This window comes from Nocardioides humilatus (assembly GCF_008373755.1).
Classification (GTDB): Bacteria; Actinomycetota; Actinomycetes; order Propionibacteriales; family Nocardioidaceae; genus Nocardioides; species Nocardioides humilatus.
Map to the genome: position 1 here is coordinate 460,204 of NZ_VUJV01000001.1, position 20,590 is coordinate 480,793.

At 69.8% G+C, this 20,590-nt stretch carries 13 protein-coding genes; 8 read left to right on the forward strand and 5 right to left on the reverse strand.

What is annotated here, in order from left to right; translation table 11 throughout:
- Positions 1 to 2: 2 nt before the first annotated feature.
- The 5 genes from F0U44_RS02105 to F0U44_RS02125 are packed head-to-tail and all read right to left on the reverse strand — an operon-like array spanning position 3 to position 5,478.
- On the reverse strand, positions 3 to 1,463 hold the full coding sequence (locus F0U44_RS02105) for a sulfatase-like hydrolase/transferase (RefSeq protein WP_188113276.1): 1,461 nt from the start codon (positions 1,461 to 1,463) through the stop codon (positions 3 to 5).
- A 10-nt stretch (positions 1,464 to 1,473) separates the two neighbouring features.
- Positions 1,474 to 3,075 (reverse strand): fatty-acid--CoA ligase FadD1, encoded by a 1,602-nt coding sequence (gene fadD1 / locus F0U44_RS02110; RefSeq protein WP_246160244.1) that lies wholly within the window; start codon positions 3,073 to 3,075, stop codon positions 1,474 to 1,476.
- Positions 3,072 to 3,533, reverse strand: coding sequence for an SRPBCC family protein (locus F0U44_RS02115; protein WP_246160246.1), 462 nt, complete (start codon positions 3,531 to 3,533; stop codon positions 3,072 to 3,074). The genes fadD1 and F0U44_RS02115 overlap by 4 nt, the downstream gene beginning before the upstream one ends.
- A 2-nt stretch (positions 3,534 to 3,535) precedes the next feature.
- Positions 3,536 to 4,408, reverse strand: coding sequence for a hypothetical protein (locus F0U44_RS02120; protein ID WP_149726597.1), 873 nt, complete (start codon positions 4,406 to 4,408; stop codon positions 3,536 to 3,538).
- Positions 4,408 to 5,478 (reverse strand): fibronectin type III domain-containing protein, encoded by a 1,071-nt coding sequence (locus F0U44_RS02125; protein WP_149726598.1) that lies wholly within the window; start codon positions 5,476 to 5,478, stop codon positions 4,408 to 4,410. The genes F0U44_RS02120 and F0U44_RS02125 overlap by 1 nt, the downstream gene beginning before the upstream one ends.
- Positions 5,479 to 5,589: 111 nt before the next feature.
- Here F0U44_RS02125 and F0U44_RS02130 point away from each other — a divergent pair, with 111 nt between their 5' ends.
- The 8 genes from F0U44_RS02130 (at position 5,590) to F0U44_RS02195 (ending at position 20,565) form a co-directional block, all read left to right on the forward strand.
- A complete protein-coding gene (locus F0U44_RS02130) occupies positions 5,590 to 7,263 on the forward strand; it encodes a phospho-sugar mutase (protein ID WP_149726599.1) in 1,674 nt (557 codons plus the stop codon).
- Positions 7,264 to 7,327: 64 nt separating this feature from the next.
- Positions 7,328 to 9,109 carry a PD40 domain-containing protein gene (locus F0U44_RS02135; RefSeq protein WP_149726600.1) on the forward strand — a complete coding sequence of 594 codons (1,782 nt, stop codon included), beginning with the start codon at positions 7,328 to 7,330 and terminating at the stop codon, positions 9,107 to 9,109.
- 163 nt (positions 9,110 to 9,272) lie between these two features.
- Positions 9,273 to 11,141 (forward strand): DUF5050 domain-containing protein, encoded by a 1,869-nt coding sequence (locus F0U44_RS02140; protein ID WP_149726601.1) that lies wholly within the window; start codon positions 9,273 to 9,275, stop codon positions 11,139 to 11,141.
- A 101-nt stretch (positions 11,142 to 11,242) separates the two neighbouring features.
- Positions 11,243 to 12,487, forward strand: a complete 1,245-nt coding sequence (locus tag F0U44_RS02145; protein ID WP_188113277.1) for an HNH endonuclease signature motif containing protein — start codon at positions 11,243 to 11,245, stop codon at positions 12,485 to 12,487.
- Between the two features lie 112 nt (positions 12,488 to 12,599).
- Positions 12,600 to 14,615, forward strand: coding sequence for a DUF5050 domain-containing protein (locus F0U44_RS02150; protein ID WP_149726603.1), 2,016 nt, complete (start codon positions 12,600 to 12,602; stop codon positions 14,613 to 14,615).
- A gap of 8 nt (positions 14,616 to 14,623) precedes the next feature.
- Positions 14,624 to 16,519: a DUF5050 domain-containing protein gene (locus F0U44_RS02155; RefSeq protein WP_149726604.1), complete on the forward strand. Its 1,896-nt coding sequence runs from the start codon at positions 14,624 to 14,626 to the stop codon at positions 16,517 to 16,519.
- 105 nt (positions 16,520 to 16,624) lie between these two features.
- Positions 16,625 to 18,658 (forward strand): DUF5050 domain-containing protein, encoded by a 2,034-nt coding sequence (locus tag F0U44_RS22860; RefSeq protein WP_188113278.1) that lies wholly within the window; start codon positions 16,625 to 16,627, stop codon positions 18,656 to 18,658.
- An 11-nt stretch (positions 18,659 to 18,669) separates the two neighbouring features.
- A complete protein-coding gene (locus F0U44_RS02195) occupies positions 18,670 to 20,565 on the forward strand; it encodes a DUF5050 domain-containing protein (protein WP_188113279.1) in 1,896 nt (631 codons plus the stop codon).
- The last annotated feature ends 25 nt before the right edge of the window (positions 20,566 to 20,590 follow it).

Genomic DNA, 20,590 nt, shown 5'->3' on the forward strand with positions numbered 1-20,590 from the left:
CCTCAGCTGACCGGCGGCAGCGCCCCGAACACGTGGCTGCAGTCGCCGCCCGAGCAGCGCGACAGGATCTCGGTACGCCGGGTGAGCTCGTCCCTGATCCGGCGGTAGTCGGGATCCCAGAACCGGTTGCGGAGCGCGTCGGGGTCCAGACGGCGGTCGAAGAGGATGCCCTTGCTCGGCTCGCCCGCGCGGTAGCCGAAGAGGTAGCGGTCGGTCGAGACGCCGCGGAAGGCCCAGCCGGGGGTCGAGTCGCGCAACCGGTCACCGGTCTGGACGAGGATCGTGTCGCGCAGGCGTCGGTTGTGGTCGCGCATCCGCTCGATGCTGAGTCCGTCGACAGGCTGGCCCGGCACCGCGTCACTCCAGTCGGCGATCGTCGCGACCACGTCGACCAGGGTCACCGGCATGTCCTCGACCGTGCCCGGCGTGTAGCCCGGACCGCGGATGACGAGCGGCACGTCGAGCACCTCGTCGACGAGGTAGTTCTTGCCCTGAAGGTGGTGCTCGCCGAGTGCGTAGCCGTTGTCGGAGGTGAAGATGATGTAGGTGTTGTCGAGCTCGCCCAGCTTGTCGAGCTCGGCGACGGTCTCGGCCACCGCGTCATCGACCGACAGCAGCGAGCGCACCCGTGCACGGAACAGCTCGGCGATGCGCTCCCTGCTCACGGGCGGGCGACGAAGTGACTTCGGCAGGTCGCCCACCTCGGGCTCGTTGAAGGCGGGCGAGTCGAACACCGGCGGCCGGAGGTCGGAGTAGGCGTCGGCGTACTTGTCCTCGGCCACGGGCAGGTGCGGCGGCGCGAGGGTGACGTGCGGCGCGACGTGGTTGATCACGGTGAAGAAGGGCGCGCCCCCGGCCGAGAACTCGGCGATCGCCGTGCCCGAGCGCTCCACCATGGTGTGCGTGACGTATTGGTCGGTGATGTTGTCGCCGTTGAAGAAGCGTCCGCGGTTGTAGGTGTAGATGCCGGTGAGCTGGGCGTCCCAGGTCGTCCAGCCCTCGGGAGCCACCAGCGGGCGGGAGTGCTCGTAACCGTTGAGGTACTTCCCGTGGTACGACGTCTGGTAGCCCACGGCGTGCAGCCAACGGCCGATGTTCTGGTCGGGCTCGATCATCGCCTGGAAGCCGCCCCAGGGGCCCTCGTTGTGCTGGACGCCGCTGTTTTGGCCGTACTGGCCGGAGACCAGCTCGGCGCGGGCGGGGCAGCAGAGCGGGTGCGGGGAGATCGCGTTGGTGAACTCGACCCCCTTCTCGACGAGGAGCTCCCAGGTCTTGGGCATGAACTGCAGCTCGTCGGTGCGCATGTCGTCGGTGACGATGAGGACGATGTTGGGCTTCCCGGACGCCGCGTTGTCCTTGAGCATCGACGATGCGCTGGGACCACGGGTGCCCGCATACGCGGTCGTCGCGATGGCGACGACCGCGATCAGCGCAGCGACCAGCGCGCCCCGTGTCGATCTCACGTAGAAGAAATTAACTGAGCAACCCATAGGTCTGTTGGCGATCCCACCGAACCCACACCGGGTCCTCGGTCGAGGTGCCCTCCGCCGCCAGGGTGCGCTTGAGCACCTTGTTGGTCGCGGTGCTCGGCAGCTCGGTCGAAAGCCGGACGTAACGGGGCCAGGCCTTCGGCGAGAGGTCGGGTTGGTCGGCGAGGAAGGACTCGAGCTCGCCAGGGGTCAGGGTCGCCCCGTCACGCAGCACGACGGCCGCCATCACCTGGTCACCCACGAGCGGGTCGGGGACCCCGTAGACGGCGACCTGGCTGATGGCAGCGTGGCGGAGCAGCAGCCGCTCGATCGGCGCCGCGGCGAGGTTCTCGCCGTCCACGCGGAGCCAGTCGCTGGTGCGTCCGGCGAGGTAGACGAAGCCGTCGGCGTCGCGGTAGGCGAGGTCGCCGGACCAGTACATCCCGCCCTCCATCCGCTCACGGGTCGCCTCGTCGTCGTTGTAGTAGCCGGCGAAGAACCCGGCGCCGGTGGTGTTGACCAGCTCGCCGACGCAGTCGTCGAGGTTGGTCACCCGGCCGGTTGCATCGACGACGGCCCGCGGGCACTCGACGCCCGACGCGCGGTCGTAGACCGCGACGCCGTCGGCGGGCCGACCGATCGAGCCCGGCGGCGTCTCCGGCACTCGGGAGACCACCACGGCGTTCTCGGTCGAGCCGAAGCCGTCGGCGACGACGCAGCCGAAGCGCCGCCCGAACTCCGCGATGTCGCGGTCCGACGCCTCGTTGCCGAACGCGATGCGCAGCGTGTTGTCGGCGTCGTCGGGCTGCTCGGGCGTCGCAAGCACGTAGGCCAGCGGCTTGCCGACGTAGTTGAGGTAGGTCGCCCCGTGGCGTCGTACGTCGGCGAGGAAACCGCTCGCGCTGAACCTCCGCGCGATCGCCAGCGTCGCGCCCGCGGCGGCAGCCGGTGCCAGCCCGGCCGCGACAGCGTTGCTGTGGAAGAGCGGCATGGAGCAGTAGCAGACGTCGTCGGCCGTGAGCGAGAACCGATCGACGAGCATCTTCCCGGCGAAGACCGGCATCAGGTGGGTGAGTCGGACCGCCTTGGGGTCGCCACTCGTGCCCGAGGTGAAGATCAGCATGAAGGTGTCGGTCGGCGCGGTGTCGGTGAAACCTTCGACCGTTCGCGGTGCCGCGCCGACCCGGTCGGCCCAGTCGGCCCCGTCGGTGTCGACGACCGGGATGCCGAGGTCGAGGCCCTCGAGCAACGAAAGGTGCTCGGTGTCGGTCAGCAGGATCTGGCAGTCGGCGCGACGGATGTCCGCAGCAAGCGCCGCGCCCCGACGGGTCGCGTTGATGCCCGCGGTGACGTGGCCGCCGATCGCGCCGCCCGCGATCGCCATCGCCATCTCGGGGGTGTTCTCCATCAGCACGCCCACGTGCGGCGGCCGCTGGGGGTCGAGCAGACCGCGGAGGACGTGGGCCCGGGCAGCACTCTCGGCGACGTACTCCTGCCAGGTCCAGGAACGGTCCTCGAACGCCAGCCCCGGCGCATCGCTCCCGGCGTGCGCCAGCAGGAGGTCGCGCATCGTCTGCACTTGCGTCGTCTGGGCTTGATCGGTCACGGATTCCCCTCGAGTCGAGCACGCAGGCCGCTCTCGCAGCCCGCCATCATCCGGTGGTGGTTCCAGCGCAGGAGCGGACGCGCGATCAGCGAGGCCGCCGCGAGCGCGCCGTCCACCGAGACCTCCTGCGCGAAGTCGGTGCGGGTGCCGCCGTCGACCGGGCTGAGCGTCCAGCGGACCCACCCGTCGAGATCACCGCTCACGGCCACCTCCAGGACCGGAGGCTCGCGCCTGACCGCGTCGAGCACCAGGTCGAGCGTGTAGGGCAACGCCGAGCGGCACAGGACCCGCGCAGTGTCAGGCCCGAGCTTGGCCACGGCTTGCACCTGCGGCCACCAGTCCGGGTAGTGCTCGAGGTCGACCACCGTCGCCGCCACCTCATCCAGCGGCGCTGCGGTCACCCACGACGCGCTGAAGGAGTACGACGCCTGCACGCCGCCCATCTTTGCGGACGACAAGGTCAGCAGCGGTTGGTGCCCTGCTTGAGGTCGGCACCCTCCGGCGGAACGTCGCCCCGCGTCAGGTCGTAGTTGCGCACCCAGTCGACCTTGACGATGGACTTGTTCATCTCCTTGGCACCGTCACCGACCAGCCGCATCCGCAACGTCATCGGCACCGTCGGCCGAGCATCCACGTCGGCGAGCGACGCGATGGCCCTGCCGTCGGCGAACCAGGTGATCCGACGCTTGGTGATCTGCAGCGCGAAGGCGTAGTTGTCGTTGTCCTGCGGGTAGCCGTCGGCGAACGTCTTCGTCCACTTCGCCCCGTCCGCGGTCGCGCCGATCTTCAGGCTGTTGTCGCCCGGGCTCACCTCGGCGATCGTGATGCTCTGCTTGCACGGGTCGCTGGTGAGGTCGTCGGGGATCAGCTCGATGATGAACCGGTAGCGGGTGGCGTTGCTCTCCGACTGGTCCGCGCGCTCGCGGATCTCCCAGCGTCCGCGGACCGCACCCTGGTCGCGCAGGGTCAGCATGGAGGTGCCGTTGTCGGGTCCGGCCTTCTTGTAGAGCTGGTCACCGCTCTGGAACTCGACGCCGCCGCCGTACTTCACCGCGCGGCCGGTGCCGTCGGTGTATTCCTGCCAGTAGCCGGTCGTCGTGTCGAGGCCGCGGTAGGGCGGGCTGTCGAGCGACTCACCGAACTCCCAGGCGAAGTCCCACTGCATGATGCCCCAGCCGAACTTCTGGGCTGCGGTGGCGCCGTCGCCGGCAAGCGCCGCGCGCCCGGGGCTCGGTGCCTCGGCTGTGCCGGGAGCGAGCGTTGCGGGCCCCACGACGAGCGCGGTCGCGACGGTGGCGACGCGGAGGGCGAGGCCCTTGGTGATCGCGAACATCAGCCCTCACCTCGCTGGCGCGCCGCGGGGGTCGTGGCATCGACGCGGACCGGCTCTCGCACGTAGACCCCGTCGGAGCTGACGGTGTAGACGGCGTACTTGAAGTTCGTCGAGGGCCACACGGTGCTGTCGGTGTAGGTCGTCGAACCGCCCGGGACCGTCGCGATGATCTGGCGCAGGTTGGCCGGCCCACCGGTGTTGCGGGCGATCACGATCTTGTCCCGGTTGGGGTCGGCGGGGAGCGCCCAGGTCAGCTTCACGGAGTAGGCGTCGGTCGCGGCCGCGGCCAGCCGGAGAACCTGCAGCGGTCGGTCGACCACGCTCACGTCGAACGGGAACGACACGAACCAGCCGATGTTGTCTCCGTCCTGGGTCCACTTCTCCAGACGCACCCGGTAGTCACCGGCCGACAAGTTGGCGCCACCGGTGAGGTTGGGGAAGTCGGCGAAGCCGTCGCGATCGACCTGGTCCGTGGCGACGGTCGTCCAGGTGACGACCCCGCCCGCGATCGTGCGCCGCTGGAGGGTGACGTCGCGACCGAGGAGGACCGGCTTCTTCTGCTTGACGTCATCGAGGTTGGCCGTGTCGGCCTTGAAGGTGAACACCTCGCCGCGGACAACGACACCGACGGCGACGCTCTGCGGCAGGTCGGCCTCGGCCGGGGACTGCTCGGCGAGCGACAGCTGGGCGTCCTGGTGCTTGCTGGAGAAGGCCACGCCCTCGCTCTCGCCGCCCTTGGTGACCACCCGCATGTAGACCGCGTTCATCGCCGGCGTCGGGAAGTCGAACTCGAGGTGGCCCCGGGCGTTGGTCGTGCCCACGTAGAACGAGTTGTCCACGTCGGCCCACGCCGAGGTGGTGCTGCCGCGCCGCTGCAGCCACGCCTTCTGGCTGGCCGGCAGTCCGTCGACGACCCAGTGGGCGTTGGTGCCGCCGTAGGCGCCGGTGTGCGGAGTCACCGAGAGCGACGCCACGCGGGCCTCGGCGCTCGGCCCGGGCAGGCTGAACAACAGGGCGACGAGTCCGAGGACCGGCAACCACGTGAGCCGTGTGCCGGCTTTGCGATTCATGAAAAGCGACCTCCAGAGGGAACCTCGACTGTGCCACGAGATGTCGGTCTTCGCAGGGGTTCGCGACAACTGGTTGAGGCTTCACCGACCTGTCAAGGCTAACGTGCGCCCATGACCTCACCCGACGTCGCCGATCTGCTCACCCGTGCTCGCAGCTGGCTCGCCGAGGACCCCGACGAGCAGACCAAGGCCGAGCTCGCGGTGCTGATCGCGCGCGCAGAGAGCGGCGACCCGGACGACGCCGTCGCCGACCTCGCCGACCGCTTCCGCGGAACGCTGGAGTTCGGGACCGCGGGGTTGCGGGGAGCGCTCGGCGCGGGCCCCAACCGGATGAACCGGATCGTCGTGATCCGGGCCGCGGCCGGACTGGCGGCGTACCTCCGCGACACCGGCGCGACCGCTGGGAGCACGGTCGTGATCGGCTACGACGCCCGGCACAACTCCGACGTCTTCGCCCGCGACACGGCCGAGGTGATGAGCGGCGCCGGCCTGGTGCCGCTCGTCCTCCCCCGCCCTCTGCCGACCCCCTTGCTGGCCTACGCCATCCGGGAGCTCGACTGTGTGGCGGGCGTGATGGTGACGGCCAGCCACAACCCGCCGCAGGACAACGGCTACAAGGTCTACCTCGGCGACGGCAGCCAGATCGTGCCGCCGGCCGACGGCGAGATCGCCTCCCGGATCGCCGCCGTCGGCGCCCTCGACTCAGTGCCGCGACTGCCCCTCGACGCGCACGGCGGGCGCGTCCTCGACGAGGGCATCATCGACGCCTACCTCGACACGGTCGCCGAGCTGGCCGTCGACGGGGCACGCGAGCTCTCGCTCGTCTACACGCCCCTCCACGGCGTCGGCGGCACCTCGGTCGGGCAGGTCCTCGAGACCGCCGGGTTCGCGGCACCCGAGGTCGTGCAGCAGCAGGAACAGCCCGACGCTGACTTCCCGACCGTCGCCTTCCCCAACCCGGAGGAGCCGGGCGCGATGGACCTGGCGATGGCCCTCGCCTCGCGCACCCACGCTGATCTGGTGGTCGCCAACGACCCGGACGCGGACCGGTGCGCCGCCGCCGTACCGACTGCTGAGGGGTGGCGGATGCTGCGCGGCGACGAGGTCGGCGCACTGCTGGCCTCCCACCTGCTCAAGCGCGGCAAGCAGGGCACCTACGCCACGTCGATCGTGTCGTCGTCGCTGCTCGGCAAGATGGCGGCCGCAGCCGGTCAGCCGTACGTCGAGACGCTCACCGGCTTCAAGTGGATCGGTCGGCTCCCGGGGCTGGCCTTCGGCTACGAGGAGGCGCTCGGTTACTGCGTCGACCCCGAGCACGTGAAGGACAAGGACGGCGTCTCCGCGCTCCTTCTCCTGTGCGAGCTGGCGGCCGAGGCCAAGGCGGCCGGCCGGACGCTCCAGGACCTGCTCGACGACATCGCGGTCGAGCACGGTCTGCACGTCACCGACCAGCTCTCGGTGCGGGTGACGGACCTCGCGCAGATCGGCGTCGCGATGACCCGCCTGCGGGACACTCCGCCCGTTGCCCTCGGCGGCCTGTCGGTCGACGGCGTCGAGGACCTCGCTGCGGGCGTCGGCGGCCTCCCCCCGACCGACGGCCTCCGCTACCGGCTCGCCGGTGGCGCCCGGGTGATCGTGCGGCCGAGCGGCACCGAACCCAAGCTCAAGTGCTACCTCGAGGTCGTGCTGGCGGTCATTGACGGCGACGTGGCCGGGGCTCGCGCTGCAGCCGACACCACGCTCGCCGCGATGAAGACCGACATCGGGGCAGCGCTCGGGCTCTAGCGCCGCCGGATCTCCGCCAGATGGCGGATACCGCCGCCACCGGCCGCGAGCCATCGTGCGCGTCATGAACCTCGCCTCGATCGCCTGCCGACTCGGTCCCCTCCTCGCGCTGCCGTTCCTGGCGGTGGCGGGCGGCACAGCCGCCGCGCCCCCGAGCGCCGCCGCCACGCCCGGCGCCAACGGCGACGTCGTGTTCACCCGCGACCTCGGAGGCGGCAACACCGAGATCTACGTCGTCGCGCCCGGCGGGTTCGAGACCCGGCTCACGAACGTCACCAGCGAGGACACGTCGCCGGCGTTCTCCCCGGACGGCGGCTCGATCGTCTTCCTCAGCGACCGCGCCGGAGGTGAGACCGAGGTCTACCGCATGAACGCCGACGGCACGGGGGTCACGCGGCTGACGACCTCCTCGGCGGCCGAGAGCTCGCCGTCGTACTCGCCGGACGGGCGGTTCATCATCTTCAGCAGCAACCGCCGGGGGTCGTTCGACATCTATCGGATGCCGGCGGACGGCGGTACGGCGACGCGGGTGACCTCGGCGAACGGTTACGAGGGCAACCCCAGCTACTCCCCCGACGGACGTCGTATCGCCTTCATGGCCACCAGCGACTTCGGCGGGCTCGCCATCCCCCACCTCTCCGTGATGGATGCGGACGGGACGGGCGCCGGGCAGCTGTCGACGACATGGGACAACTCACCGTCCTGGTCGCCCGACGGAAGCTCGATCATCTTCACCGTTCAAGCAGACGGCTCACAGACGGTCTACCGGATCGGCGCCGATGGTCTCGGCCGGACACAGTTGACGAGCGGCGGCGGCCTGTTCAGCGCCGACTTCGACCCGGCGTACTCACCCGACGGCACCTCGATCGTCTACGCGAGCACCGACGACGGCGATGGCGTCGATCTCTACACGGCCGGGAGTGACGGCCGCTCGCCCATTGCCCTCACCGACAGCGAGCACGACGACAGCGAGCCGAACTGGGGGCCGGCCTACGTCGAGTGCCAGGGACGGGCGGCGACAATCACCGGCACCGCGTCCAACGACGTCCTCACCGGCACGCCCGGACCGGACGTGATCGCCGGGCTGGGGGGCGACGACGTCCTGCAGGGCTACGACGGCGCCGACACCTTCTGCGGCGGCGCGGGAGCCGACACGGTGACCTATGCCGACCACGAAGCCGCGGTCGTCGCCAACCTGACGGGTGGGTCGGGCGACGACGGGTCCCCGGAGGATGGTCCGGCCGGGTCCCGCGACTCGATCGGCAAGGACGTCGAGCGGGTGGTCGGCGGTTTCGGTGACGACGTCCTGGCCGGCAGCTCGGCCGACAACACGCTGACCGGCGGTCCTGGTGACGACACGCTCACCGGCGGCTACGGCGCGGACACCCTGCTCGGTTCGAGCGGCGACGACGTGGTCTCCGGCGGCGAGGGCGACGACACGCTCGACGGCGGCGCCGACGCCGACGTGTTCAACGGCGGGCCGGGCATCGACCTCGCCAGCTACGCCACCCGGACGGCGAGCGTCATCGCCTCGATCGGGACGGGCACCGGCGACGACGGCGGCGCCTCCGATGGTCGCGTCGGCGAGCGGGACACCATCCGATCCAATGTCGAGAACCTCACGGGCGGGCTCTCCGCCGACACGCTGACCGGTGACGCCGGGGACAACGTCATCAAGGGGGGCCTCGGCGCCGACACGCTTCTCGGCCTCGCCGGCATCGACAAGCTGCTCGCCGCGGACCTGATCAAGGACGTCAAGATCGACTGCGGCGACGGCGACGACCTCCCGCCCCAGCGCGATGCCACTGACCCGAAAGCCGTGAGCTGCGGGACCGTCGCGCCGTAGCCGGTCGCTCCGATTCTCAACGGAGGAATGCGCACCGGGGACGTGACCACCCCCACGCCCCGAGCGTGCAATTGGACACGGAGCCTCAGGCGCACAAAGGGAACAGTTCGAGAAGCCAGCCTCGGGGCCGGCTCCCCGTTCCGTCGCTTCCCGGAGGTGCCTGATGCGCTCCACGACCATCCTCTCGACCGCGCTGGCCACCGGCGCCTTCCTCGTCCCGTTCGGGTCGCCGACCGTTGCCGCGGCCCTGCCCGATCGAGCGGTCGCCGCGATCACTCCCGGCACGAACGGCCCGATCGTGTTCCGCAGCAGCCGCGACGGCAACATGGAGATCTATCGGATGAACGCCGACGGCGGCGGGGCGGCGCGCCTCACGAACAACGCGGCGAGCGACTACGGGCCGTCGTACTCCCCTGACGGCCGACGGGTCGTCTTCACCAGCACCCGAGACGGCGACACGGCGATCTTCACAATGAACGCCGACGGCACCGGTCAGACCCGCCTTACGAGCACCAGCAACAACTTCTCGCCGTCGTGGTCCCCGGACGGACAGCAGATCGTCTTCACCGGCTTTCGCGACGGTAACCACGAGATCTTCCGGATCGACGCCGACGGCACCGACGAGGTCCGCCTCACCGACAACACGGCCTTCGATTTCACGCCCAACTTCTCCCCGGACGGGCAGCAGATCACCTTCGCGAGCAGCCGGGACGGCAACTACGAGATCTACCGGATGAACACCGACGGCACCGCACCCGTTCGGCTGACCACCAACGCGGCGAGCGATACCGACCCGGCCTTTTCCCCGAACGGTCAGCAGATCACTTTCACCAGCCTGCGTGACGGCAACTCGGAGATCTACCGGATGAACACCGACGGCACGGGGCAGACCCGACTCACCACGAACCCGACCATCGACCTGCAGTCGAGCTACTCCCCCAACGGCGCCCACATCATCTTCACCTCGGTGCGTGACGGCAATTTCGAGGTCTACCGGATGAATGCCGACGGCACGGGCCAGCTCCGGCTGACCACCAACGCTGCCGACGACACCGACGCGAACTGGGGGCCGGCCTACACCGAGTGCCAGGGACGGGCCGCCACCATCACCGGGACCGCCCTCGACGACGCGTTGGTCGGCACTCCCGGTCCGGACGTCATCGCCGGACTCGGCGGCAACGACACTCTGCAGGGTCTCGAGGGAGCAGACGTGATCTGTGGGGGCCCGGGCCTCGACACGGTGACGTACGCCGACCACGAGGCGCCCGTCACTGCGAACCTCACCGGCGGAACCGGGGACGACGGTTCGATCGAGGACGGACCGTCCGGGTCGCGCGACTCGATCGGCAAGGACGTCGAGTTCCTGACCGGCGGCAACGGCGACGACGACCTCACCGGCAACTCGGCCTACAACAGTCTCCGCGGCGGCCCGGGAGACGACCGGCTCGCCGGTGGGGGCACGGGGGACTACCTGGCAGGGGGTAGTGGCGACGACATCCTGCAGGGCGGCGACGGCGACGACGGCCTCCAGGGAGACAGTGGCGATGACTCGGTCTCCGGCGGCGAGGGAGACGACGACCTCTACGGCGTCAGCGGTGACGACACCCTGTTCGGCGGCGAGGGCGACGACCTTCTCCTCGGAGGCACCGGCGGCGACGTGATGGTCGGCGGCGAGGGCGTGGACCAGGCCTCCTATGCCAGTAGCGCCGGCGGCGTCGTCGCTTCCATCGGCGCAGGCACCGGCGACGACGGGAACGCGTCCGACGGCCCCGCAGGCGAGCGGGACACGATCCGCGCATCAGTGGAGAACCTGCAGGGCAGCTCCTTCAAGGACACACTCACCGGGAGCGCCGGCGACAACTTCATCGACGGCGGGACGGGCGCTGACACAATGCTGGGCCTCGCCGGGACGGACCTCTTGATCGCGACCGACGGCGTCAAGGACATCAAGATCGACTGCGGCGGCGACAACGACCACCCCGCACAGAGGGACGCTATCGATCCCTCAGCCGCCAGCTGCACGGGCGCCTGACCACCCGGTCCTGTTCCGCGAATTCCTCCACAAGTTCCGAATCGGACTAGAACAATTGTTCGAATACGGGTACGATGGAGGCATCTCGGAAAGGTGTCCTCATGGTCGCGCAGCTCCTCGAACCGCCCCACCAGCTGGTGGCGTGCATCGAGGCCGCGACCGCCCAGATCGCCGACGCACTGACCTATGAGCCGGTGTTCCTAAGCCCGGAGGACCAGCGTGCTGCGCTGTTGGCGCTCAACGAGCAGGAGCGGCGTACGGCGGCGTTGAAGCTCAAGCTCATGGCCGCCTCCGAGGGCATGGCCGACCAGGACGGTGCGCGCGATGTGGCGACCTGGGTCGCGCAACGCACCCGGGCCGACGTCGGTCCGCTACGCGCGCAGCAGAGGCTCGCGAAAGCGCTCGACGAGCGCTGGCAGCAGGTAGCTGAGGCGATGGCGGCCGGTGGGGTGTCGTTCGAGCAGGCGCAGGTGATCGTGCGGGGTCTGGGCGACCTGCCCGACTACCTCGACCCCGAGATCATTGCCTGCGCCGAGACCCATGCCGTCGAGCTGGCACAGGACCATTCTCCGAAGGAGCTGCGGCTGTTGCTGCGTCGGATCCTGGACGTCGCTGCTCCGGAGATCGCCGAGGCCGAGGACGCCAAACGTCTCGAGCGCGAGGAACAACAAGCGCGCGAGGACATGCGGCTCACCGTCAAGGACAAGGGCACCGGCTCGATGCGGATCATCATCGACGTGCCCGGAGCGATCGGACAGCGACTGCTGACCAACCTCCACGCCTACGCCAACCCCCGCAAAGCCGACGGCACCCTCGACAGCGACGCCGACCGGATCCCGTACCCGAAGAAGCTCGCCCAAGCCTTCTGCGCCCTCCTCGAGCACCTCGACCCCGCCAAGCTCCCGCAGCACGGCGGCATGGCCACCACCCTCGTGGTCACCATCACCAAGGAATCACTCGAGAAGGACCTCGCGATCGGTTCGATCCTCGGCGGCGACGCCCTCTCTGCCACCGAGCTGCGCCGGATGGCATGCACCGCGAAGATCATCCCCGCCGTCCTCGGAGGCAAGGGCGAGGTCCTCGACCTCGGCCGCGGACGCCGCCTGTTCTCAGCCGCTCAACGCCTCGCCCTCGCGCTCCGTGCCGGCGGTTGCCAGGCCGAAGGCTGCGGCGTCCCCGCCGCATGGACCGAGGCCCACCACCTCAAACCCTGGTCCGAAGGCGGCAACACCGACATCAAGGACGCCGTCGCAGTGTGTAACCACGACCACCAGCGCCTTCACGACAGACGTTGGCACCACGAGTTCCTCCCCAACGGAAAGATCAGGTTCAGCCGCAAGCAGTAGGGCCGACCGCTGAGACTGAGGGAAAACCCCGATGACCCACCTGCCTGCGGGGTGACAGGTTCTGATCGCTCCCCCAAGGGAGTGACCGCTCCACAGCTCCCCGGGGGTCCTCATGCGCCGCACGTCCGTCCTGTCCGCTGCCGCTCTGCTCGCCAGCGCACTCGCCATCCCCTGGGCGGCGTCGACGGCCGACGCCGCGGCGGGACCCTCCGACAAGCGGTCCGCCCCGGCCGTGACGACGCCCGGAGTCAACGGCCAGATCGCGTTCCAGACCATCCGCGACGGGCTCTGGGCCGTCTACCTGATGAACGCGGACGGCACCGGCCAGACCCGGCTCACGACCGGAGGGGCCGGGCTGGACACCCCGCCGTCGGACGACTATGGCCCGGCCTTCTCGCCCGACGGCGATTGGGTGCTCTTCACGAGCGAACGGGACGGCAACGAGGAGATCTACATCGTCAGCTCCCAGGGCGGCACCGAGACCCGGCTGACGTACAACGCCGCCGACGACGAGCAGGCGTCGTTCTCCCCGGACGGCCAGTTCATCACGTTCGTCAGCAACCGGTCGGGCGCCTCGGAGGTCTACCGGATGACGATCGGCGGCAACAACACCCGGCGCCTCACCGACAGCTCCGGCGTCAACGACAGCCCGAGCTACTCGCCCGACGGCCGCCGCATCATCTTCACCAGCACCCGCGACGGCAACCGCGAGATCTACTCGATGGGCTTCGACGGCACCGACCAGACGCGCATCACCACCAGCGCCGGCGGTGACTACGAACCGTCGTACTCGCCCAATGGCTCGCAGGTCGTCTTCTACAGCGACCGCGACGGTGACGCCGACATCTACCGGATGAACCCCGACGGCAGCAACGTCACCCACCTGAGCCTCGATCCTGGAGCCGACTACGCGCCGTCGTACTCCCCCGACGGTCTCCAGATCACCTACTCCAGCTTCCGCAGCGGGGACTACGAGGTCTGGCGGATGAACACCAATGGGGGCAGCGCGGTGCGGCTGACCACGAGCCCCGGCTATGACGACTGGTCCTCGTGGGGGCCGAAGTACACCGAGTGCCAGGGGCTCGCCGCGACCATCACCGGCACCAGCGGAGCCGACACCCTCACCGGCACGCCAGGGCCCGACGTCATCGCCGGCCTCGGCGGCAACGACACGATCCGTGGGCTGGAAGGCCCCGACACGATCTGCGGCGGCAGCGGCGTGGACACCGTGTCGTACGACGACCACGAGGGCGACGTCAGCGCGAACCTGACCGGTGGTGTCGGCGACGACGGATCGGCCGAGGACGGCCCGGCCGGTGCGCGCGACAGCATCGGCAAGGACGTCGAGAACCTCAGCGGCGGGTGGGGCAGCGACACCCTCACCGGCAACTCGCTCGCCAACGAGATCGACGGCGGCAGCGCCGGTCGCAACGCACTCACCGGCGGCGCCGGCAACGACTCGATCAAGGGCGGCAACGACGACGACTCCATCGACGCGGGCCCGGGCGACGACTACGCAGTCGGCTACGGCGGCGACGACACGATCTCTCTCGGTGACGGCGACGACAGCGCAGTCGGCTACGGCGGCGACGACACGATCAAGGGTGGCGAGGGCGACGACACGCTCGACGGCCACGACGGCGACGACACCTTGATCGGCGGCGGCGAGTCCGACTGGCTCACCGGAGGGACGGGCGGTGATGCGCTGATCGGCGGGGGCGGCAACGACACCGTCGGCTACACCTACTACCACAGCGGCGGCGTGGTCGCGTCGATCGGCGCGGGGACCGGAGACGACGGCAACAGGATCGACGGTCCGGTCGGCGAGCGCGACACGATCCGCGGCTCGGTCGAGAACCTCCACGGCAGCGTGGGCAACGACACGCTGACCGGCAACGCAGCCGACAACTACATCGACGGTGACTTCGGCGCCGACTCCCTGTTCGGCCTCGGCGGCGCGGACCGGCTCATCGCCAACGACGGCGTCAAGGACACCAAGCTCGACTGCGGCGCCGACGACGACTACTCAGCCGTCCGCGACACGGTCGGCGTCACAGATCCCGCCGCGTCCAGCTGCGGGCCGCTCGGCAACCCGCCCGCCCGCCAGACCCGGCCGACGTTCCTCTAGGACAGACCATGCGAACCCTCGCCCTCCTCGTCACCGCGGCCGCCGTCACGGCGTACCTCACGCCGACCGGCGCCACAGCCGACGTTGCGACCACCGCCAAGCCGACGCCACCGACAGTGACCTCGGGCGTCAATGGCCGGATCGCCTTCTCCAGCGACCGCGACGGCAACTACGAGATCTACACGATGGAAGCCGACGGCACCGGTGTCGTCCGGCTGACCTTCACCAGCCTCGGCGACCCGGCCCCGTCGGACATCCACCCGGCCTACTCGCCTGACGGCGACTGGATCGTCTTCAGCAGCAACCGCGACGGCAACGGCTACGACATCTTCGTGATGCGCGCCGACGGTTCGGAGCTCAACCAGCTCACCTCCGCGAGCGGCGAGGACTCGATGCCCTCCTTCTCGCCCGACGGTCAACAGATCGTGTTCATGAGCAGCCGCGACGGCAACCGCGAGATCTACCGGATGAACGCCGACGGCTCGAACCAGCGACGCCTGACCCGCAACGCCGCTCCCGACGAGGACCCCGCCTACTCACCCGACGGCCAACTCCTCGTCTTCACCAGCTACCGCGATGGCAACGGCGAGCTCTACACGATGGGCACCGACGGGACGGATCAGACGCGACTGACCAACGCCCCCAGCCACGACCTCCAGCCTTCGTTCTCCCCCGATGGCAACCAGATCGCCTTCACCAGCCTGCGCGCAGGCGACCATGAGATCTATCGGATGAACGCCGACGGCACGGGACTGGTGCGCCTGACCGTCAACGCCGGCGACGACAATTCACCGTCCTACTCGCCCGACGGCCAGCAGATCGCGTTCGCCAGCAACCGCAACGGCGCCTTCGACGTCTACCGGTTCAGCGCCGGCGGCGGCAGCCAGGTCCGCGTCACCGTCAACGGGGTCTCCGACGGCAGTCCGTCCTGGGGCCCGACCTACACCGAGTGCCAGGGCCTGGCAGCGACCATCACGGGTTCCGAGAGCGCTGACCACCTCTACGGCACCCCCGGGCCCGACGTCATCGCGGGCCTCGGCGGCGACGACGTCATCCGCGGCGCCGACGGCGCCGACGTCATCTGCGGCGGCGACGGGCTCGACTCGATGGTCTACGACGACCACGACGCACCCGTGACCGCCGACCTGACCGGCGGGACCGGTGACGACGGCTCGGACGAGGACGGACCGCTCGGGGCGCGCGACTCCATCGGTGACGACGTCGAGAACCTGTACGGCGGCACCGGCGACGACTCGCTGGTCGGCAACAGCGACGACAACCTCGTCTCCGGACTCGAGGGTGACGACGTGGTCAACGGCGGGCCCGGCGCTGATGAGCTCTTCGGCAGCACCGGCAACGACGTCATCCGCGGCGACGAGGGCGACGACACGATCGACGGCGGGCGCAGCGACGACGTCCTGCGCGGAGGCGACGACGACGACACGATCGACGGCGGCTGGGGCGACGACCAGCTCTTCGGCGGTGGCGACGCGGACGTCCTCGACGGTGACCGGGACGGCGACCTGCTCGTCGGCGGCCCGGGCTCGGACACGGCGACCTACGCCGGGCGCAACGAGGGCATCACGGCGTCGATCGCTGCGGGCATCGGCGACGACGGCGGCACCACCGACGGCACCCCTGGCGAGCGCGACACCATCCGGGGCTCGGTCGAGAACCTCGTCGGCGGCAACGTCGCCGACACCCTCACCGGCAGCGCCGGGGACAACACGATCACCGGCGGCCCCGGCGCCGACACGATGCTGGGGCTCGCCGGCGGCGATCGGATCCTCGCGGTCGACGGGACCAAGGACGCCAAGATCGACTGCGGAGGCGACCTCGACCACCCGGCGCTGCGCGACGCCGTCGACCCGTCCGCGGCGAGCTGCACCGGGCTGAGCAGCTAGTCGCATCTAGGGAAATCCCCGATGCCGCCTCTGCCGGCGTGTGACAGGTTCGGATCACTCGAATCTCGGTCGAGCCCACCATTCCATCGCTCCCAGGGGTTTCCGATGCGTCGTACGACGGTCCTGTCTGCTGCCGTGCTCTCGTGCACGTTCCTGATCCCCGTGGCCGGCGCCGAGGCGCTGACCCCGACGACTGCCGGCGGGAAGGACCCGGCACCCGCCGTCACCTCCGGCGCCAACGGCCAGGTCGCGTTCGTCTCCGACCGCGATGGCAACAGCGAGATCTACGTGATGGACGCGGCCGGGACCAACCAGACCCGGCTGACCTCCACCTCCGGCGACCCGGGCGCCACCAACCTGCAGCCGTCCTACTCCCCCGACGGTCAACACATCGCCTTCTCGAGCAACCGCACCGGCGACTACGAGATCTGGGTGATGGATGCCGACGGCAGCAACCAGACCCAGTTCACCTACAACGCGGCGGCCGACACCGAGCCGTCGTACTCGCCGGATGGTCAGTACCTGGTCTTCACCAGCACGCGCGGCGGCAACGAGGACGTCTACCGGATCCGCACCGACGGCTACGGGTCGGCTGCTCGGCTCACCAACAACGGCTCGTTCGACGACGAGAGCCCCGTCTACACCGCCGACGGGCAAGCCATCGTCTTCAGCAGCTCGCGCGACGGGCTCGACGAGATCTACCAGATGAACACGGACGGGTCCGGGACGATCCGGCTCACCAACAACGGGGCCTTCGACTACTACCCGTCCACGTCACCGTTCAACGACCGGATCCTCTTCAGCAGCACCCGTGACGCGGGCGGCGGCGTCGAGATCTACCGGATGAGCTCGACCGGCACCCTGCAGACCAGGTTGACCACCAACCCGGCGTACGACGACCACCCGGCCTACTCCCCCGACGGCACCGCGATCGTCTTCACCACGTTGCGTGACGGCAACCGCGAGATCTACCGGATGACCTCCACCGGAGCCGGCCTCGTCCGGCTGACCAACAACGCCGCTCAGGACTCCGACCCGAGCTGGGGCCCGGCCTACGCGGAGTGCCAAGGACTGCCGGCCACGATCACCGGCACCGCGGACAACGACGAGCTGTACGGGACCCCCGGTCCGGACGTCATCGCCGGGCTGGAGGGCCACGACGTGATCATGGGCGGCGGTGGCGCCGACGTCATCTGCGGCGGCCCGGGCGGCGACACCGTCGACTACGCCGACCACGAGGACGGCGTCACCGCCGACCTGACCGGCGGCATCGGCGACGACGGCTCCGACGAGGACGGCCCGGTCGGCGCGCGCGACACCTTGGCGACCGACATCGAATACCTCTACGGCGGCTACGGCGACGACACGCTCACCGGTAACTCCTTCGACAACGACCTGGAAGGTGGCCCCGGGGACGACGTGCTCTCGGGCGGCGCCGGCGACGACGGCGTCAGCGGAGAAAGCGGCAACGACGTGGTCGCAGGCGGCGACGGCGAGGACATCGTGCACGGCGGCGGCGGCAACGACACCATGACCGGCGGCGAAGGCGACGACACCCTGAACGCAGGGAGCGGTGTCGACTCTGTCGACGGCGGCGAGGATGACGACCTGTTGAGGGGCGACACCGGCGAGGACACCCTGCGAGGTCGCGAGGGTGATGACGTGCTCGAGGGCGGCTTCGGCGAAGACTTCCTCTACGGCGGCACGGGCAACGACAGCCTCGCGGGCAACGCCGACGGCGACCTCCTCTCCGGCGGTCCCGGCACCGACACGGCTGGTTACCAGGACAACCAGGCCGTGACCGTGTCCATCGGCGTCGGCAGCGGCGACGACGGCAGCAGCTACGACGGCCAGGTGGGCGACCGCGACACGGTCATGAACAACGTCGAGAACCTGATCGGCACCAACACCGCCGACGTCCTGACCGGCAACGGCGAGAACAACGTGCTCACCGGAAGCTTCGGCAAGGACACGCTCCTCGGCCTCGGCGGCACCGATCTCCTGGTCGCCAACGACGGCGTCAAGGACACCAAGCTCGACTGCGGCGACGGCCTCGACTATCCCGCCCAGCGCGACGCGATCGACCCAGCCGGCACCAGCTGCAGCGGCGCCACTCCTCCCCCCGCTCGAAACCGATGAAGGACATTCACATGCGCAAGCTCGGCCTGCTCACCCCCGCCCTCGTGGCGGGCGCGCTCCTCACCCCGGTCGGTCCCCAAGCCTTCCTGACGCCGACTGCGCACGCGAAGCCGTCGCCGGCGGCGGTCTCACCCGGCGTCAACGGACCCATCGCGCTCGCGCGCGACGTGGCCGGCAACGTCGACATCTACGCGGCCGACCCGGGGGTCTCGACGGGGCGCCTGACCACCGACCCGGGTCGTGACTCCGACCCGTCGTACTCGCCGGACGGTCAGTCGATCGCCTTCGTCAGCGACCGCGACGGCAACAACGAGATCTACCTGATGAACGCCGACGGCACCGGGCAGACCCGACTGACGAACACGCCGAGCGCCGACGACCTCACCCCGTCCTTCTCACCCGATGGGCGCTACATCCTCTTCGCGAGCGACCGGATCGGCGTCGGCGACCTCGAGATCTTCCGGATGAAGGTCGACGGGACCCAGCAGGTCCGGCTCACATTGACCGCCGGGTCCAACCTGCAGCCGACCTACTCGCCGGACGGGGAGACGATCGCCTTCCGGAGCACGCGTGACGGGAGCGCGTCGGAGATCTACACGATGAACGCGGACGGCACCGGCGCGACCCGGATGACCAACAACTCGCTCGTCGACGAATCGCCCAGCTGGTCGCCGAACGGCGCGACGATCGTCTTCACGCGCCACCACATCGCCAATCGCGAGATCTACTCGATGAACGTCAGCACGACGGCGACGACGCGACTCACCAACAACGCGGTGTCGGACTACGACCCCACCTACTCCCCCGACGGCTCGGTCATCGCGTTCGTGAGCGACCGCGGTGGTGACCTCGGCGTCTTCCAGGTGGGGGGTGGCGAGCCCGCGCTGATCGACAGTGCAGAGGACGACTTCGATCCCTCCTGGGGACCGGCCTACGTCGAGTGCCAGGGGTTGCCGGCCACCATCGTCGGCACCAACGCGGCTAACGAGACCATCGTCGGAACGCCGGGGCCAGACGTAATCAACGGTCTCGGCGGCAGCGACTTCATCTCTGGCGGCGGAGGGGCTGACGTGATCTGCGGCGGCAGCGGCGTCGACAGTGTCACCTACAGCGACCACGAGGACGGCGTCACCGCCGACCTGACGGGTGGCATCGGCGACGACGGGTCCGACGAGGACGGTCCGCTGGGCGCTCGCGACTCCATCGCTGCGGACGTCGAGAACCTGTCCGGCGGCCCAGGCAACGACACCCTCACCGGCAACTCCCAGGACAACGGCCTCGTGGGCTACGCCGGGGACGACCGGCTCGTCGGTGGCGTGGGCGAGGACTTCCTTCTCGGCTACTCGGGTGACGACGTGCTCGTCGGCGGAGACGACGACGACGAGCTGGGGGGCTTCGAGGGCGACGACACCATCCGCGGCAACGACGGCAGCGATCTCGTCACTGGCGGCTACGGGGACGACAACCTCTATGGCGGCGACGACAACGACTCGATCTCCGGGTCCCGGGGCGGCGACTACATCGCCGGGGGCGGCGGCGTCGACATCGCCAGCTACCTCGACCACGGCGCCGGCGTCGTGGTGTCGATCGGAGGCAGCAGCGGTGGTGACGGCAATGCCTTCGACGGACCGATCGGCGACCGCGACACCGTCACGACCTCGGTCGAGAACCTCTACGGCTCGGCCCAGGACGACACGCTCACCGGCAGCGACGACGACAACAAGCTCGAAGGCTTCTTCGGCAAGGACACCTTGCTCGGACTCGGCGGCACCGACCTCCTCGTGGCCACCGACAGCACGAAGGACGTGAAGCTCGACTGTGGCGCTGGCAACGACTACCCCGCGCAGCGCGACGCGATCGATCCGTCGGCCGCCAGCTGCACCGGCGCCACCCCGCCGCCTGCGTGAACCCGACGTGCGGGCATGGTCACAA

Excerpts from the sequence above, each read along its gene's own strand:
- F0U44_RS02195 (WP_188113279.1), top strand. The coding sequence starts at position 18,670 with ATGCGCAAGCTCGGCCTGCTCACCCCCGCCCTCGTGGCGGGCGCGCTC.
- F0U44_RS02150 (WP_149726603.1), top strand. The coding sequence starts at position 12,600 with ATGCGCCGCACGTCCGTCCTGTCCGCTGCCGCTCTGCTCGCCAGCGCA.
- F0U44_RS02120 (WP_149726597.1), bottom strand. The coding sequence starts at position 4,408 with ATGTTCGCGATCACCAAGGGCCTCGCCCTCCGCGTCGCCACCGTCGCG.
- F0U44_RS02130 (WP_149726599.1), top strand. The coding sequence starts at position 5,590 with ATGACCTCACCCGACGTCGCCGATCTGCTCACCCGTGCTCGCAGCTGG.
- F0U44_RS02135 (WP_149726600.1), top strand. The coding sequence starts at position 7,328 with ATGAACCTCGCCTCGATCGCCTGCCGACTCGGTCCCCTCCTCGCGCTG.
- F0U44_RS22860 (WP_188113278.1), top strand. The coding sequence starts at position 16,625 with ATGCGTCGTACGACGGTCCTGTCTGCTGCCGTGCTCTCGTGCACGTTC.
- F0U44_RS02155 (WP_149726604.1), top strand. The coding sequence starts at position 14,624 with ATGCGAACCCTCGCCCTCCTCGTCACCGCGGCCGCCGTCACGGCGTAC.
- F0U44_RS02145 (WP_188113277.1), top strand. The coding sequence starts at position 11,243 with ATGGTCGCGCAGCTCCTCGAACCGCCCCACCAGCTGGTGGCGTGCATC.
- F0U44_RS02125 (WP_149726598.1), bottom strand. The coding sequence starts at position 5,478 with ATGAATCGCAAAGCCGGCACACGGCTCACGTGGTTGCCGGTCCTCGGA.
- F0U44_RS02140 (WP_149726601.1), top strand. The coding sequence starts at position 9,273 with ATGCGCTCCACGACCATCCTCTCGACCGCGCTGGCCACCGGCGCCTTC.